At 60.0% G+C, this 15,319-nt stretch carries 16 protein-coding genes; 8 read left to right on the top strand and 8 right to left on the bottom strand.

Features of this window, described 5'->3' with window-relative positions; all coding sequences use genetic code 11:
* Positions 1–17: 17 nt before the first annotated feature.
* The 5 genes from CFBP5499_RS17395 to CFBP5499_RS17375 all read right to left on the bottom strand — a co-directional run bounded on the left by CFBP5499_RS17395 (position 18) and on the right by CFBP5499_RS17375 (position 5,033).
* Complete coding sequence (locus CFBP5499_RS17395; protein ID WP_080829676.1) at positions 18–803, bottom strand: ThuA domain-containing protein; 786 nt, start codon at positions 801–803, stop codon at positions 18–20.
* Positions 804–860: 57 nt separating this feature from the next.
* A complete protein-coding gene (locus CFBP5499_RS17390) occupies positions 861–1,889 on the bottom strand; it encodes an ABC transporter ATP-binding protein (protein ID WP_080829677.1) in 1,029 nt (342 codons plus the stop codon).
* 10 nt (positions 1,890–1,899) lie between these two features.
* Entirely contained in the window at positions 1,900–2,733 is an 834-nt protein-coding gene (locus tag CFBP5499_RS17385; protein ID WP_045018509.1) for a carbohydrate ABC transporter permease, read from the bottom strand.
* Complete coding sequence (locus CFBP5499_RS17380) at positions 2,730–3,704, bottom strand: carbohydrate ABC transporter permease (RefSeq protein WP_080829678.1); 975 nt, start codon at positions 3,702–3,704, stop codon at positions 2,730–2,732. The genes CFBP5499_RS17385 and CFBP5499_RS17380 overlap by 4 nt, the downstream gene beginning before the upstream one ends.
* 63 nt (positions 3,705–3,767) lie before the next feature.
* Positions 3,768–5,033 carry an ABC transporter substrate-binding protein gene (locus CFBP5499_RS17375; RefSeq protein ID WP_080829679.1) on the bottom strand — a complete coding sequence of 422 codons (1,266 nt, stop codon included), beginning with the start codon at positions 5,031–5,033 and terminating at the stop codon, positions 3,768–3,770.
* Between the two features lie 268 nt (positions 5,034–5,301).
* On the opposite strand from CFBP5499_RS17375, the gene CFBP5499_RS17370 reads away from it, so the two are divergent.
* The 3 genes from CFBP5499_RS17370 (at position 5,302) to CFBP5499_RS17360 (ending at position 7,069) form a co-directional block, all read left to right on the top strand.
* A complete protein-coding gene (locus CFBP5499_RS17370) occupies positions 5,302–6,315 on the top strand; it encodes a substrate-binding domain-containing protein (RefSeq protein ID WP_080829680.1) in 1,014 nt (337 codons plus the stop codon).
* 173 nt (positions 6,316–6,488) lie between these two features.
* Entirely contained in the window at positions 6,489–6,686 is a 198-nt protein-coding gene (locus tag CFBP5499_RS17365; protein WP_010972953.1) for a hypothetical protein, read from the top strand.
* A gap of 224 nt (positions 6,687–6,910) precedes the next feature.
* Positions 6,911–7,069, top strand: coding sequence for a hypothetical protein (locus CFBP5499_RS17360; protein ID WP_080829681.1), 159 nt, complete (start codon positions 6,911–6,913; stop codon positions 7,067–7,069).
* A gap of 23 nt (positions 7,070–7,092) precedes the next feature.
* Here the strand turns inward: CFBP5499_RS17360 and CFBP5499_RS17355 are convergent, their stop codons facing one another.
* Entirely contained in the window at positions 7,093–7,674 is a 582-nt protein-coding gene (locus CFBP5499_RS17355) for a DNA-3-methyladenine glycosylase (RefSeq protein ID WP_080829682.1), read from the bottom strand.
* A 95-nt stretch (positions 7,675–7,769) separates the two neighbouring features.
* Between CFBP5499_RS17355 and CFBP5499_RS30075 the strand changes: the two genes are divergently transcribed.
* The 4 genes from CFBP5499_RS30075 (at position 7,770) to CFBP5499_RS17335 (ending at position 10,965) form a co-directional block, all read left to right on the top strand.
* The gene (locus CFBP5499_RS30075) at positions 7,770–8,153 is read left to right on the top strand and encodes a hypothetical protein (protein ID WP_175416811.1); all 384 of its coding nucleotides are present in this window, start codon (positions 7,770–7,772) and stop codon (positions 8,151–8,153) included.
* A gap of 2 nt (positions 8,154–8,155) precedes the next feature.
* Complete coding sequence (locus CFBP5499_RS17345) at positions 8,156–8,935, top strand: SDR family oxidoreductase (RefSeq protein ID WP_371507028.1); 780 nt, start codon at positions 8,156–8,158, stop codon at positions 8,933–8,935.
* A 172-nt stretch (positions 8,936–9,107) separates the two neighbouring features.
* Positions 9,108–10,163: a L,D-transpeptidase family protein gene (locus tag CFBP5499_RS17340; RefSeq protein ID WP_175416810.1), complete on the top strand. Its 1,056-nt coding sequence runs from the start codon at positions 9,108–9,110 to the stop codon at positions 10,161–10,163.
* Between the two features lie 19 nt (positions 10,164–10,182).
* Positions 10,183–10,965, top strand: a complete 783-nt coding sequence (locus CFBP5499_RS17335; RefSeq protein ID WP_080829684.1) for a L,D-transpeptidase — start codon at positions 10,183–10,185, stop codon at positions 10,963–10,965.
* Between the two features lie 95 nt (positions 10,966–11,060).
* On the opposite strand, the gene CFBP5499_RS17330 is transcribed toward CFBP5499_RS17335, so the two are convergent.
* Complete coding sequence (locus CFBP5499_RS17330) at positions 11,061–12,881, bottom strand: methyl-accepting chemotaxis protein (protein WP_080829685.1); 1,821 nt, start codon at positions 12,879–12,881, stop codon at positions 11,061–11,063.
* Positions 12,882–13,025: 144 nt separating this feature from the next.
* A complete protein-coding gene (locus CFBP5499_RS17325; RefSeq protein ID WP_080829686.1) occupies positions 13,026–14,360 on the bottom strand; it encodes an aspartate aminotransferase family protein in 1,335 nt (444 codons plus the stop codon).
* A gap of 146 nt (positions 14,361–14,506) precedes the next feature.
* Here CFBP5499_RS17325 and CFBP5499_RS17320 point away from each other — a divergent pair, with 146 nt between their 5' ends.
* A complete protein-coding gene (locus CFBP5499_RS17320; RefSeq protein WP_080829687.1) occupies positions 14,507–15,055 on the top strand; it encodes a cupin domain-containing protein in 549 nt (182 codons plus the stop codon).
* The last annotated feature ends 264 nt before the right edge of the window (positions 15,056–15,319 follow it).

Below are 15,319 nucleotides of genomic sequence, written 5' to 3'. Positions count from 1 at the left end.
CAGTTATCTCCAAGCCCTTACCTGTAACCTGCTTCGCCTGCCTTGTGCAGCTTGGGGCCGCGTTCCTCGATCGGCTCCAGCGCCTTGTCGACGGGGACATTGGGGGCAGCGTGGACGCTCGTCAGTGCGCCCGCCGGATTATAGGCCCATTTCACCGAATTGCTGATGACCTTTTGCACATTGGCGTCGTGATAGGTCGGATAGGTCTCGTGGCCGGGGCGGAAATAGAAGATGTTGCCAGCACCACGGCGCCAGGTGAGGCCCGAGCGGAAGACTTCGCCGCCCTGGAACCAGGAGATGAACACGGTTTCCAGCGGCTCCGGCACGGAGAACTGCTCACCATACATTTCCTCGTTTTCCAGCTCGAAATGTTCGGGCAGGCCGGCGGCAATCGGGTGGCGCGGATTGATCGTCCACAGGCGTTCACGCTCGCCCGCCTCACGCCATTTCAGCGCGCAGGGCGTGCCCATCAGCCGCTTGAACGGCTTGGAGAAGTGGCCGGAATGCAGGACGATAAGGCCCATGCCTTCCCAGACGCGTTTGGCGACGCGCTCGACGATCTCGTCCTGCACCGCGCCATGGTCCTTGTGACCCCACCAGACCAGCACGTCGGTCTTGTCGAGGCGCTCCTGCGACAGGCCATGTTCCGGTTCCTGCAGCGTGGCGGTGGTGGCGTTGATCTCGGGGTTCGTATTCAGCGCGTCGGCAATGGTGTTGTGCATGCCGTTTGGATAAATCGAACGCACCGTCTCATTGATGTGTTCGTGGATATTTTCGCCCCATACAACGGTGTTGATGGTCATTGTCATGCTCCTCGGTGAAAGCCGGGACCTTGGGTGATCCCGGCGAAAGTTGAAATTTCAGGCGGCACCCCGGGCGGGGTTGCGTGCAAGCGCGCGGCCTTCGGTATCGAAACGATGGATCTGCGTCGCATCCGGCACGAGGGCGATGCGCTCGCCTGCCTTGCGGTCGGTCACGCCTTCCTCGCGAACGACGACGGGTTCACCGGCGCCGATCTCGACATAGATGTAGCTGTCCGATCCGAGCATTTCCGAATGCACGATTTCGCCGCTCCAGCCGCTGCCGTCGGTGGTGATGGTGATGTGTTCGGGGCGGATGCCGATTGTTTTAGCGCCTTCCACCTCGGCATATTTCCCGGAGAGGAAGTTCATCTTCGGAGAGCCAATGAAGCCTGCGACGAAGGTGTTAACAGGGCTTTCGTAAAGCTCCAGCGGCGTGCCGATCTGCTCGACCCGGCCGTCACGCAGCACGCAGATGCGGTCGGCGAGCGTCATGGCCTCGACCTGATCGTGGGTAACGTAGATCATCGTCGTGTCATGCATCGAGCGGTGCAGCTTGGCGATTTCCAGGCGCGTGGCAACGCGCAATGCCGCATCAAGGTTGGAAAGCGGCTCGTCGAACAGGAATACCTTCGGATCGCGGACGATGGCGCGACCGATGGCGACACGCTGGCGCTGGCCGCCGGAAAGCTGTTTCGGCAGGCGTTCCAGATAGGGCGTGAGTTGCAGCATTTCGGCTGCCGCTTCCACGCGCTTCTTACGCTGTTCCTTGTCAGCGCCTGACAGTTTCATGCCGAAGGCCATGTTCTCGAACACGGTCATATGCGGATAAAGCGCATACGACTGGAAGACCATGGCGACGCCGCGCTTGGCGGGCGGCAGGCGGTTCACCGTCTCGCCATCGAAGGAGAGTGTACCGCCGGAAATTTCCTCCAGCCCGCAGATGAGGCGCAGAAGCGTGGACTTGCCGCAGCCGGAAGGGCCAACGAAAACCATGAACTCGCCGGAGCGGATATCCATGTCGATGCCCTTGATGACATCGAAGGCGCCGAATGATTTGCGAAGATCGCGCAGTTGAATGGTGGTCATTGATTTTCTCCTAGCCTTTGACGCCGCCGGCGGTGAGGCCGGAGATGATGCGTCGCTGGAAGATCAGAACGAGGACGACGAGCGGGGCGGTGACGATGACGGAGGCCGCCATGATCGTTCCCCAGGGTATTTCGAACTGCGAGCCGCCCGACAGGAGCGCGATGGCGACAGGCACCGTGCGCTGCTCGTTCGATGAGGTGAAGGTGAGCGCGAAGAGGAACTCGTTCCACGCCGCGATGAAGGCGAGAAGCCCGGTCGTGACGAGCGCCGGCCACATCAGCGGCATGAAAACCTGGGTAATGATGACCCATGGCGTTGCGCCATCGACGATGGCCGCTTCCTCGATTTCGATCGGCAGGTCACGCATGAAGGTTGTCAGCACCCAGACCGTGAAGGGCAGGGTGAAGATCATGTATGAGAAAATCAGCGCCAAGGGCGTGTTGAAGATGCCCGCCCAGCGGATCAGTTCGAACAGGCCGGCGAGAACGGCGATCTGCGGGAACATGGAAACCGACAGGATGGTGAGCAGAAGCAGTGAGCGGCCCCGAAACCGGACACGCGCCAGGGCATAGGACGCCGTTACCGCAAGGAACAGCGATAGTACGACGACGGAAGATGCAACGAACAGCGAATTGCCGAGATTGCGCAGGAAAGTGCCGTTGCCGATGACGAAGCTATAATTGGTCAGCGAGAATTCACGCGGCCAATAATTGACCTGGAACAGCGCCGAGCCGGATTTCAGGCTGGTCAGGATCGCGTAATAGAACGGGAATACCGAGATCACCATGATGACGGCGACCAGCGCATAAAAGGCGGTGGTTTTCAGGATGCTTGGCAGGGTCATCGCGCGGCTCCATCGGTGTTGACGCGCCCGAGCCACATATAGATGACCGTGATCGAGGCGATGATGAGGAACAGCATGGTGGAGGCGGCAGCGCCGTAAGCGAACTTGTCGAAATCGAACAGGTTCTCACGCGCCAGAACGGACATGGTGCGGGTCTGGGCGTTATTCGGCGTAAGAATGTAGATGAGGTCGAAAACGCGCATCGCATCCAGCATGCGGAAGATGACGGCGACCATCAGCGCGGGGCGGATCATCGGCAGGGTGACGCGGAAGAACACCTTGACCGGGTGGATGCCATCCACCTTGGCCGCCTCATACATGTCCTTCGGCACCATCTGCAGACCGGCGAGAATGAGCAGCGCCATGAACGGCGTCGTCTTCCAGATGTCGACGATCAGCACGGCGACCATCGCGGTGTCCGGATTGGCGGTCCATGCGATCTTTTGGGAGATCAGCCCGAGATTGAGGAACAGGTCATTCAATATGCCGAACTGGTCGTTCAGCATCCATGCCCACATCTGCGCCGAAACGATGGTGGGAATGGCCCATGGCACGAGAATGGCGGCGCGCACGAGGCCGCGCCCTTTGAACTCGGCATTCAGCACCAGCGCGACGATGAGGCCGAGCACGGTTTCGAAACTGACGGAGAGAATTGTGAATTTCAGCGTGTTGAGAACCGCGCCCCACCAGGCGGGATCGGCCAGCAGGCCGCGATAGATCGTGCGGCCGCTGCTGAGCGTGATCCAGGTGAGGTAGTTCTTGAGGCCGACGAATTGCGCTCCCTCAAGGTTGGTGAGTGAGGCGTCGGTGAAGCTGAACCATACGGTGCGTACCAGCGGCCAGCCGGCCACCAGCGCCAGCACCAGAAATGTGGGGGCAAGGAACAGCCAGGCGGATTTCAGTCGTTCCGAATGCAGATCGGAGCCGGTGCCGGAGGCCGCGACCGGTCTTTGTAGAGCGATGTCGTTCATGGGATATCTCACGGTTGGAGCGCGGGAGACGGCCAAGTGAGACCGCCTCCCGCGCGGGCCGGGTTACCAGCCGTTGCCTTTGAGATCGGTCAGTTCAACCTCGAGCAGTTCGAGATTTTCAGCCGCCGTGCCGTTACCGGAGAGCGTGTTGTGCACAGCACCCCAGAACTTGGCCGAAACCTCGTTATATTTCACCTTGGCCGAGGCGGACGGACGCGGAACGGCGGTCTGGAAGATCGGCTTCCATGTCGGCATGAAAGGCTGGGCGGCCGCGACATCCTTGTCGTCGTAAAGCGAGGCGATCGTCGGCATGTTGGACAGCTGAACCGCACGCATCTTCTGGGTTTCCTTGGATGCGATAAACTTCACGAGCTGAATAGCCGCTTCCTGATTGTCGGAATATTTCGATACAGCAAGGTTCCAGCCGCCGAGTGTCGAGGCAGGGGCTTCACCTTCTGCGCCAGCCGGCAACGGGGTGACGCCGAACTTGTCCTTGATGGCGCTGTCGGCACCGTTTCCAAGGGCATAGGCATAGGGCCAGTTGCGCATGAAAACGGAATTACCCGTCTGCCAGACGCCGCGCGCTTCCTCTTCCTTGTAGGCGAGAACGCCCTGCGGCGCGATGGTGCCAACCCAGCCCTTGGCGGTTTCGATGGCTGCCGCGGCCTTCTCATTGTTGATGGAGATATCGCCGTTGCTTTCAACGATATGGCCACCGCCGGCGGATGCGATCCATTCCAGCGCGTTGCAGGTCAGGCCTTCATAGGCGCTGCCCTGGAAAACAAAGCCCCAGAGGTCCTTCCGGCCGGCCTCGCGCTCTTTGTCTTGAACTTCCTTGGCGGTTTCGCCCAGTTCCTTCCAGGTTTTGGGCGGCTGCTTGCCGTATTTTTCCAGAAGGTCCTTGCGATAGAAAAGCGCCGGCGCATCGGTGAACATCGGCATGGCGACGAGCTTGCCGTCCACCGTCTGCGAGGCGACGATGGAGGGGAAATGATCGCCGATGACGTCCTTGGTTGCTGCGGTCAGATCCACGAACTGGTCGGCCAGCTGCGGCGCCCAGATCACGTCGGTCTGGTAGACATCGACATCCTTGTTGCCGGCGGCAAGCCACAGCCGGTACTGGCTGAACTGTTCGCTTGATGAAGAAGGCATCGTGACGAGATTGACCTTGTGGCCGGTCTCTTTTTCGAAAGCGGCGATGCGTTCGCGGAAGAACGCGACGTTCTTGCCGGTCGAATTGGCGGCGATGGAAAGCTCGGCCGCCTGAGCCGAAACGGCGGCAGAAAATACGCTTCCGCACAGGAACAAAGTCTTCATGGAAATATTCATTGTCAAACTCCTCCGTTGACGCTCCCGATTGTCCTCAAAATTGAAAGCGCTTTTGACTGACGCGAGGCTCTCAAAAGCTGAGCAATCTGTCAATACTCTTTCTATTTCCCCGGAAATCGGCCGTTTTTGTTCGAAATTTTTCGGTGTTTGCCTTTCGGAATGATCAACTGTAAGGTTTCAGGTGGAGGAAAATTGAAATCGTTTTCAATTTTTGTCGGCTTGAAAAATCCGCGGCGGCGACGCATGCAGGGGCAAATTGGCAAAAAACATGAAGCTCAAGGAATTCGCAGCAAAGGTTGGGCTCTCGCCCACCACCGTCAGCCGGGCGCTTGGCGGCTACCCCGAAGTGCGCGAGGAGACGCGCCAGCGGGTGATGGAGGCTGCGCTGAAATATGGCTACCGGCCGAATGCCAACGCCGTCAGGCTGGCAACGGGCAGGGCAGGCGCCATCGGCGTCGTCATGGGTCGTTCGGGCGGCGGGCATTTCTTTTCGGAATTCATGGGCGGTATGGCGACCCGGCTGGAACGGGAAGAAACAGACATTCTCGTCAGCGTCACCGTCGACAATAATCTCGATGAGGAACTGGCGATCTTCAGCCGGCTGGCGGCGAGCGGCCGCGTCGATGGCATCATCGTGCATTCGCCGCGCCCGGAGGATGAGCGTATTGCGCTGCTGAACCGGCTGGGCGTGCCCTTCATCGTGCATGGGCGCTCAAAGACGGCTTTTGAGCATGCGTGGCTTGATATTGACAACCACGATGTGACCTATCGTCCGACGATCCATTTTCTGGAGCGCGGCCATCGCCGTATCGCCCTTATCAACGGTCCTGTCGGACGCACCTTCGTGCAGGATCGTGAACAGGGTTTTCGCGATGCGCTGGCGACCCACGGAATCACGCCCGATCCGCGTTTCATTATGAGTGAGCACTTCAGCGAGGAGACGGCCTTCCGCTTCGCCCGCTCGCTTCTGGAACAGACGCCGCGCCCGACGGCCTTTGTGGCAGGCGCGATGATGACAGCGCAGGGTGTGTATCGCGCCGCCACGCAGATGGGGCTGACGATCGGCAAGGATGTCTCCGTCATCGCCCATGATGACGTGTTTCCCTATCTCACACCGGAGAGCATGATGCCGCCGCTCTCCACCACCCGCTCGTCCATGCGCATGGCGGGCATGCGGGTTACGGACCTGCTTTTGCAGATCGTTGGTGGCCGTCCTGTCCGCGAAGTTCAGGAATTGTGGCCGGTCGAGCTGATCTTGCGTGAATCGGTCGGCCCAGCCTGAGCCGGTTGCCATAGCTCACTGATTCCACTCCATTTTGTGAACGTCAGTTGATAACGTTCGCCTTTCGTCATCTATACGTTAATCCCTTCTGATGTATAATCGGAACAGTCACGGCGGTATGGAACAGGCCCCGTGCCGGCGCGTTGAGGGGATGCGTCGAAGGAGGATGACGGATGTTTGAATTTTTAAAGCCGCAACAGCAGACTGTGATCGACGACGTCGAGGCGACCGGCACCTATGCCGATGCGCTTCTCAACGTTCCAAGCCCGGAACTCACCCGTTCGACCGCTCGCGAGCATGGTCATGAAGCTCATTCCCGCGATTATTGCGAAAACCGCGATATTTCACGCAGCGCGCTCGGTTTCGTCTGAGCGGTAGCAAAAACCTTCCTAAAAAACGGAACGGAGCCGCCGTCCCCGCGTTTTCCTGTACGACCCGCAGGGCGGCGCGACCTGTACCGAAGGGACCTTACCGGCATTTGACCGATGGGCGAATTGGATGTTGCGCCGCCTGAATGGCGACGGCGCAAAGGCGTTGTCCCGAGAGATTGGAGCGTTGCCGCAATAGGCTGGCGCGTTCATGTCAGGAGGCCGCAATGCCGACCGTTCCCTTCGAGCCTTATCCCGAACCGCCGATGCCCGTGCCGCCGCAGCCGGATATTCCACCTGTGGAAGAGCCAGAGCCCGACCGCTTGCCGGATGAAGTGCCGACGCCCAATCCCGATGAAAATGACGAGCCGCCGAAGATCTTTTAGAAAACCGGCGGTACGGGTGATTCCTAGAGTGGCCCACTCTCGAATTTCTTACTGACGAAAGCCGAGCCTCTCAACCCGAAACGCCAGGGATAATCTACAGCACGGCTGATGCCGATGCGTCTGCCGGTGCTGATGGCCGCGGCTTCCTTCGGCAACCGTAGGAAAAACGGTGGTGCGTTGAGCGGTGCGCCGTCCATCTCCCCGGTAATCGCGAGCGCCTGAGAGAGCTTGCCCGGACCTGAGCAGAGAAGTTTCAGCTCGTCAGTTCCCCGCCGCAGTTTCATCATCTCTATACCGGTTAGCGGCTCGATGGCTCGCAGAAGCACGGCAGAGCCGGGGGCGCAGACGAAGTTGGCGCACCAGTGGATGCCGTAGGACCGGTAGACATAAAGATGGCCGGCCGGGCCGAACATTGCCCTGTTGCGCGGGGTCTGCCCGTTGAAACTGTGGGATGCCGGGTCGTCCGGATGATAGGCTTCGGTTTCCACGATGGTGCCGCCGGTATTGCCGATGCGGAATTCCGCACCGATGAGGGCGCGGGCCACGTCAACCGCATCGCGCAGGAAGAAACTTTCCTGCATTTCCAGACCAAAGGCCTCGTCCATCCGGAACCCCTTCCGCTCTGTGTCGTTCTGAAGTCAGCTTCTATTTGTTTCCAGCATCGGTTTTTGCCGGTGCTTTCCCAGCCGGAGGGCATGTCATGCAACTTTCGACGACCTATGTAAAACACAATAACGGAGTTATCTCCGTCGAGTTCATCGGCAGCGACGGCGATCAGGTTTCCGTTCGGCTTGCCGATGGTCTCGAAGGGATCGACGATGCGGAGGCGATCAAGCGGGCGAGTGCCGTGATGGTGCAGCTGACCGCATTCGGAACGCGCCACGGCGCAGATGCACCCGCGCAATTTTCCGCCCTTGGCACGGCGCAGGATGAGGCCCCGCGTGGCCAGGCCAGCGCCCGAACATCGAAGGACCGCGACATCCTGGAAGAGGAGCTGGAGGAGGGTCTCGAAGACAGCTTTCCTGCGAGCGACCCGGTCTCGGCGACGGTGACGTCGATCGCGTCCCGAAAGGGAGGGCTGTGATCGTGGCTGATCGTAAAGTGGCGCTCATCACCGGTGCCGGCTCTGGCATAGGGCGGGCTGCCGCACTTCATCTGTCTGCGGCGGGTTTCTCGCTCGGCCTGCTCGGTCGCACCCAATCGGAATTGAATGATGTCGCACGCGAAACAGGCAATGCATCCGGCTCTTCAAAGGTTCTTGTCGCCGATGTGGCGGATGAGGCAGCCATGCGACATGCGGTCGCAACGCTTGTCGAGGATTTCGGTCGTCTGGACGTCGTCGTGGCCAATGCCGGTGTCAACGGGGTGTGGGCACCCATCGATGAGTTGATGCCTTCCGAGTGGGACGATACGATCCGCATCAACCTGCGCGGCACCTATCTCACCATCCATGCCAGCGTGCCGCATCTGAAGGCAACGGGCGGTGGCTCCATCGTCATCGTCTCGTCGATCAACGGCACCCGTACCTTCACCTCACCCGGTGCGACCGCCTATTCCGTGACCAAGGCCGGGCAGCTTGCCATGGCGCAGCAACTGGCGCTGGAGCTTGGCCGCCACCGGATTCGCGTCAATGCGGTGTGCCCGGGAGAGATCAAGACGGCGATCGACGAGAACACCGACATCCGCGGGCGGGAAAGGACGGAGGTGCCGGTCCGTTTTCCGGCGGGTGACATTCCGGTGACGGGCGGCGTTGCAGGAACGAGCGAGGATGTTGCCGAGTTGATCGGTTTCCTCGCCTCGGATGCATCACGTCACATTACCGGTACGCCGGTGTGGATCGACGGCGGTCAAGGCCTTCTCCGATAATCTAGCTCCGAGCGCTGCTCCGTCGGCATCACGGGCTTGTGTGCCTATGATTAACGAAAGGGTAACGTCTGTTCACGAGACTTTGTCCATGGCGAGGTTGCCGTGTTGTGGCCACCTTCGGTAGTTAAGCGTCTGCCCGAAAGGCGGGCAAATCAGGCGGGTAGAACGATCCATGGGCATGCAGGCATTGCTGGGTTTCGCGGTTGCGGGGTTGCGGCAAAAACTTAGGACAGGGGCAAGAATAGCTGCGGTCGTCGCGATCGGTGGCACTCTTGCCGCGTGTACCTCGATGGGCCTCGACAGCGTGAAGAAAGACCCGCCGAAGCTGTCCTCCAAGATGATGGCGCAGATGTCTGCCAAGAGCATGCGTCCCGAAAGCCCGGTTCTCGTTCGCATTTTCAAGCAGGAAAGCGAGCTTGAGGTCTGGAAGGTCGACAAGACAGGAAATTACGCGCTGCTCAAGGCTTATCCCATGTGCCGGTGGTCCGGAAAGCTCGGTCCCAAGATGAAGACGGGTGACCGGCAGGCGCCTGAAGGTTTTTATCATGTCTCGGCCGGCATGCTTAACCCGAATTCGCAATATTACGTTTCCTTCAATCTCGGTTATCCCAACCGGCTGGAATCCGCGCTGGGTTACACCGGTGAGGCGCTGATGGTGCATGGCGCCTGCTCGTCTTCCGGCTGCTACGCCATGACCGACAGCCAAGTGGGCGAGATTTATGCCATCGTCGCGCGGGCACTTCAGGGCGGGCAGGATCGCTTTCAGGTGCAGGCCTATCCCTTCCGCATGAGCGCCCGCAACATGGTGGCGCATCGTGACGATCCCAACATGCCCTTCTGGAAGACGCTGAAGGAAGGTTATGATTATTTCGAGGTGACGCGCCGTCAGCCCAAGGTTTCCGTCTGCGGCCGCCGTTATGTCTTCAACAGTGAATTTGACGGCGGCGAGCCCGCCGATCCGCTGGCGGCCTGCCCACCCGCCATCAACCAGCTGGATGCGCAGGTGGCGTCTAAGCTGGCTGAAGAGCAACAAAAACTTGCCGCGGCGATGAGCGAGGGAACTTCTGCCCCGCTTAGCGCGTATGTAGACGGCGGCATGCATCCGAGCTTCCGGGCCCTCCTGAAATCCAGCGGCGCCAAGGTCATGGCATCGCAGGTTTCCGGCACGAAGTACCCTATCAGCCGTCCTGAGGCGGCGCTGGCAGACCCCTTTGCCAGCGTGAGATGATGTAAATGAGGTTTTTCAATTGAACGAGACGACGACCCGGCGGGGTTTCCTGCTTGGAGCAGGCGGTTTGGCGCTTGCCGGCCTTGCAGGCTGCAACACCACGGCGCGTGAGGCCACGAAGCCTGCCGCACCTGCCGAGGATCCGATGTATGCGCTGATGTACGGCCCCAAGCCGGACGAGCAGTTTCCGCTGCCGGAGATTCCCTATAAGCGCATTCCGCGCCAGTTCCTGCGGCAGATGGTGGCGAACCCGACCGGCGAGCGTCCCGGCGTCATCGTGGTCGATACCGCCAATCATTTCCTCTATCTCACCTATGAAGATGGTCAGGCCATGCGTTATGGTGTCGGCCTCGGCCGTGCCGGTTTCGAATGGGCCGGGCGCGGTGTGATCCAGTACAAGCGGCAATGGCCGCGCTGGACGCCGCCCGACGAGATGATCGCCCGCCAGCCGGAACTGGAACCCTATAGCGGCCGCAATGGCGGCATGGAGCCGGGCCTCAAGAACCCGCTAGGCGCGCGTGCGCTCTATATCTTCAAGGACGGTAAGGACACGATCTACCGTCTGCACGGCTCGCCGGAATGGTGGACCATCGGCAAGTCGGTATCGTCAGGCTGCGTGCGCCTGCTGAACCAGGATATCGTCGATCTCTATAGCCGCGTGCCGGACGGCACGCCAATCGTGGTGACGGCGCTCGGCCCGGCACAACAGGGCGTGCCGATCGGGCAGGCGGGCGTTCCGGTGGCGCAATATGGCAATGGCGTGATCGGCGACGGCCTGTCGCAACCGGCACAGGCCTATTGACAACAACAGGTCCGCTTCAAGGCGCAGACGAATTGAAAAATGCCGGCTTGAGGCCGGCATTTTTCTGGTAGAAATTCCCTCGTTTCACAATCGCTTCATGCAACCCGGCGTGCCTCTTCCCCGCCGCCGGCAATTTCCATATCCAGATGGAAACGCGATACGAGCGCGCGCAACCTCGCCGTTTCGGCGGCGAGTGTCGCGGAGGCGGCGGTGGATTGTTCCACCATGGCCGCATTTTGCTGGGTTGCCTGATCCATGGCGTTCACCGCCGCGTTGACTTCGGCAAGACCGGTCGATTGCTCGGCGGACGATGTGGCGATGGCATTCATATGGCGGTCGATGCCGGCGATGCGTTCGCCTATATCCTTCAGCGCCGTGCCGGTCTCAAGAACCAGCTTCACGCCGCTTTCCACCTCCGCGGATGATTGCCGGATATGATCGCGGATTTCGCTTGCGGCCTTTGCCGCGCGCTGGGCGAGATCGCGCACCTCCTGCGCCACCACGGCGAAGCCCTTGCCGGCTTCGCCGGCGCGGGCGGCCTCCACCCCGGCATTCAGCGCCAGGAGATTGGTCTGAAAAGCGATCTCGTCGATCGCGCCGATAATGCCGGTGATCTGCCGTGACGAGGCCTCGATGCGGCGCATCGCCTCTTCGGCATGCGCTACCACCTCGGCCGATTGCAGTGCGCTCTGGTTGGCATCGGTCGCGGCAAGCCGCGCTTCGGCGGCGCGCTTGTTGGCGTTCGACACATTGACGGTGATTTCATCGAGTGCGGCCGCCGTCTCTTCGAGGGAAGCGGCCTGATTTTCCGTGCGGCGGGAAAGGTCGCCGGCGCCGGCGGCGATCTCCCGGCTGCTGCCGTCGATCGTGCCTATGCCGTCGGAAATGGCGAAGAGGGTCTCGGCCAGTTGCCGGACCGAGCTGTTGAAATCGTGACGCAGGGCCTCAAATTGCGGAGCGAAGGCCTCATTAAGCTGGAAGGCCAGATCGCCGGAGGCGAGCCGCTTGAGACCCGCTGCGAGACCGGAAGTTGCGATGCGCAGTCTTTCCGAAGCGTCCTCTTCGGCCTGACGGCGGGTCGCCTCCTGATCGGCTTCCGCCTGCCGGCGTGCCATTGCCGCCTGTTCCTCGAGCACCCGGTTGGCGATGGCCGCCTGCCGGAAAATCTCGACTGCGCCGGACATGGAGCCGATCTCGTCCTTGCGATCGATGCCGGACGGCGGCTGTGATGTGTCACCGCCCGCCAGGGACTCCATATTCTTCGACAATTGCAGGATGGGGCGGATGATCGATTTGCGGGTGAGAAGGAAAAGCCCGGCAGAGAAAAGCGCTGCGAGAACCAGAAGTCCCTTCAGGATGAGATTAATCGCCGCCTTGGTCTTTTCGCTTTCGGCCGATGCCGCGTCGGAGAGCGCCTGAATCTGGTCGCCTGCGGCTTCCATCGCATTTTCGAGCGCGGAGAATTGCCGCATGAATTCCGGCATCAGCTTGATGGCCTCTTCCGGGCTTGAGCCGGCAAGGCCGATCACCGCATTGGCAGCATCCATATAGGTGAAAAGCGGTTTTTCGACGCCATCTACGACGGCTCTGACATTGGTGCCGGCCGACAGTGACTTGTTTGCCTCGATCATCTCGCGGAAACTGGCCTCGTGTTCGGCAAGGTCGGCTTTAACGGCCTTGAGGTCGAGACCTATTCTGGTGTCGGCGGAAAGAATGGCAGCAAGCACGTCGGACCGCAGCGCGTCATGCATCATATCCGCCTGCATGTGGTTGCGAAGCACATTGGCCGAAAGCGCCACATATTCACTGTTACGATTGAGCTTCTCTGTCGCCCATATGCCGACGCTGGCGGCGCTGCCGGTGATGGAAAAGATTGCAATGCTTGCCAATATTATCTTTTTTTGAATCGATGCCATCGGAGCGTTCCCGCGCTATTGTTATACTTCAGGAACATAATGGAACATGCTTAAAAAATGATATATTTTCCCTCAAAATTGATAAAAGCAAAAAAAGGCTGCAATTTGTATTGCAGCCTTTTCCCTATTAGAGATTTACACTCTTTATTGTGCGCGCTTGAGTGCCTCGCCAAGGATGGAAACAATATCGTCGAAATGGGATTTTTCGGCGATCAGCGGCGGTGAAAGGGCGATGATGTCGCCGGTGACGCGGATGAGCAGGCCGCGCTCGAAGCAATCCACAAAGACATCGTAGGCGCGTGCGCCGACAGCACCTTCGCGCGACTGCAATTCAATGCCGGCGATGAAGCCGATGGTGCGGATGTCGATGACATTCGCCGCGCCTTTGAGTGAATGAATGGCGTCATGCCAGACATCCTGCAATTCGGCCGCGCGGGTGAAGAGACCCTCATCGCGATAGATATCAAGGGTCGCAATGCCGGCGGCACAGGCGACCGGATGACCGGAATAGGTGTAGCCGTGGAACAGCTCGATCTGGTTTTCCGGGCCGTGCATCAGCGCATCATGTACCTTGCGGCTGGTGAAGACGGCGCCCATGGGGATAGCGCCATTGGTCAGGCCCTTGGCCGCGGTGACGATGTCAGGCGTAACACCGAAATAGTTGCTGGCGAAGGATGAGCCCATGCGGCCGAAACCGGTGATGACCTCATCGAAGATCAACAGGATGCCATGCTTGTCACAGATCGCACGCAGGCGCTCCAAGTATCCCTTCGGTGGCACCAGCACGCCGGTCGAGCCGGCCACGGGCTCCACGATGCAGGCGGCGATGGTTTCCGCGCCATGCAGGGCGACCAGCCGCTCCAGATCGTCGGCAAGCTCCGCGCCGTGTTCCGGCTGACCCTTCACGAAGCTGTTTTTCGAAAGATCATGCGTGTGGCGCAGGTGATCGGCGGGGATCTGCGGGAAAACGCGACGGTTGTTGACGAGGCCGCCGACGGAGATGCCGCCGAAACCGACGCCGTGATAACCGCGCTCGCGACCGATGAGGCGGCTGCGAGTGCCCTGGCCGATGGCGCGCTGATAGGCGATGGCGATCTTCAGCGCCGTATCGACCGATTCCGAACCGGAGCCGGTGTAGAACACGCGGTCGAGCTTGCCGCCTTCCGGTCCCGGTGCGATTTCCGCCAGCCGTTCGGCGAATTCAAACGCAACGGGATGGCCCATCTGGAAGGAGGGCGCGTAATCCATGGTCGAGAGCTGGTGCTTTACGGCGGAGGCGATCTGCTGGCGCCCGTGGCCGGCATTGACGCACCACAGGCCTGCCGTGCCGTCGAGAACCTGGCGGCCATCATTGCTGGTGTAATACATGCCCTCGGCACTCGTCAGCAGGCGGGGATTGGCCTTGAACTGCCGGTTGGCGGTAAAGGGCATCCAGTAGCTGTCGAGTGAGGTGGAATTGGATCGGCTGGGGTTGTCCATAGTGGTTCTCCTGTTCGTTGCCGCCGATTGAAAGCTATTTTAGCGACTGAACAAGCCCTTTTCTCCCTGTGGCCAAGCTATTGAAAATGCTGTAGGCGTGAAGGCATATTTTCGATATTTCGAACAAGAGCAACGGGGGCTCATGCATGTCGGTGGATATAGGCGGGCGTTTGCGGCATTTGCGGCTGCGCCACAATATTTCCCAGCGCGAACTGGCGAGACGCGCCGGTGTTACCAATTCGACGATTTCGCTGATCGAGAGCAATACCTCCAACCCATCCGTCGGCGCGCTGAAACGTATTCTCGACGGCATACCGATCGGTCTTGCCGAGTTTTTCGCTTTCGAGCCGGAGACCAGCCGTAAGGCCTTTTACCGGGCGGATGAACTCGTTGAGATCGGCAAGGGGCCTATCTCCTTCCGGCAGGTGGGTGAGAATGTTTTCGGCCGTAGCCTGCAAATACTGAAGGAATGTTACCAGCCGGGCGCCGACACCGGCAAGGTTCCGCTGGTTCACGATGGCGAAGAGGGCGGCATTATCCTCTCAGGGCGGCTGGAAGTGACGGTTGAGGAGGAAAGGCGGGTGCTGGGTCCGGGCGATGCTTATTATTTCGAAAGTCGCAGGCCGCACCGCTTCCGCTGCGTCGGTCCCGTGCCCTGCGAGGTGATCAGCGCCTGCACGCCACCAACCTTCTGATTCCACCGGATTTGGTGCGTTGTGACGCTCCGGAGACGGCAAAATCCCGCCAGGCCAAGAAAAACGCTCGCCAGCTACGGCATTTTTGCGTGGCTGCTATGACAAGATGCGGTTCCTTGCCACTCTTTTGCCGTCTTTGCGCCTCTGTTGCGATTTTTCCATCGCTTTTTATTGGCGCAGCGGCAATGGCCGGCAAAAAAATCCCGGCCAATATGTCAAATTTTATATGCATTGCCACAATCTTGCTGCGATGCAAAAAACTTT

The sequence above is a fragment of the Agrobacterium tumefaciens genome (assembly GCF_005221325.1).
In the GTDB taxonomy this organism is placed as follows: Bacteria; Pseudomonadota; Alphaproteobacteria; order Rhizobiales; family Rhizobiaceae; genus Agrobacterium.
The sequence above is the reverse complement of the archived record's forward strand: the minus strand, read 5'-3'. Positions and strand labels throughout refer to the sequence as shown.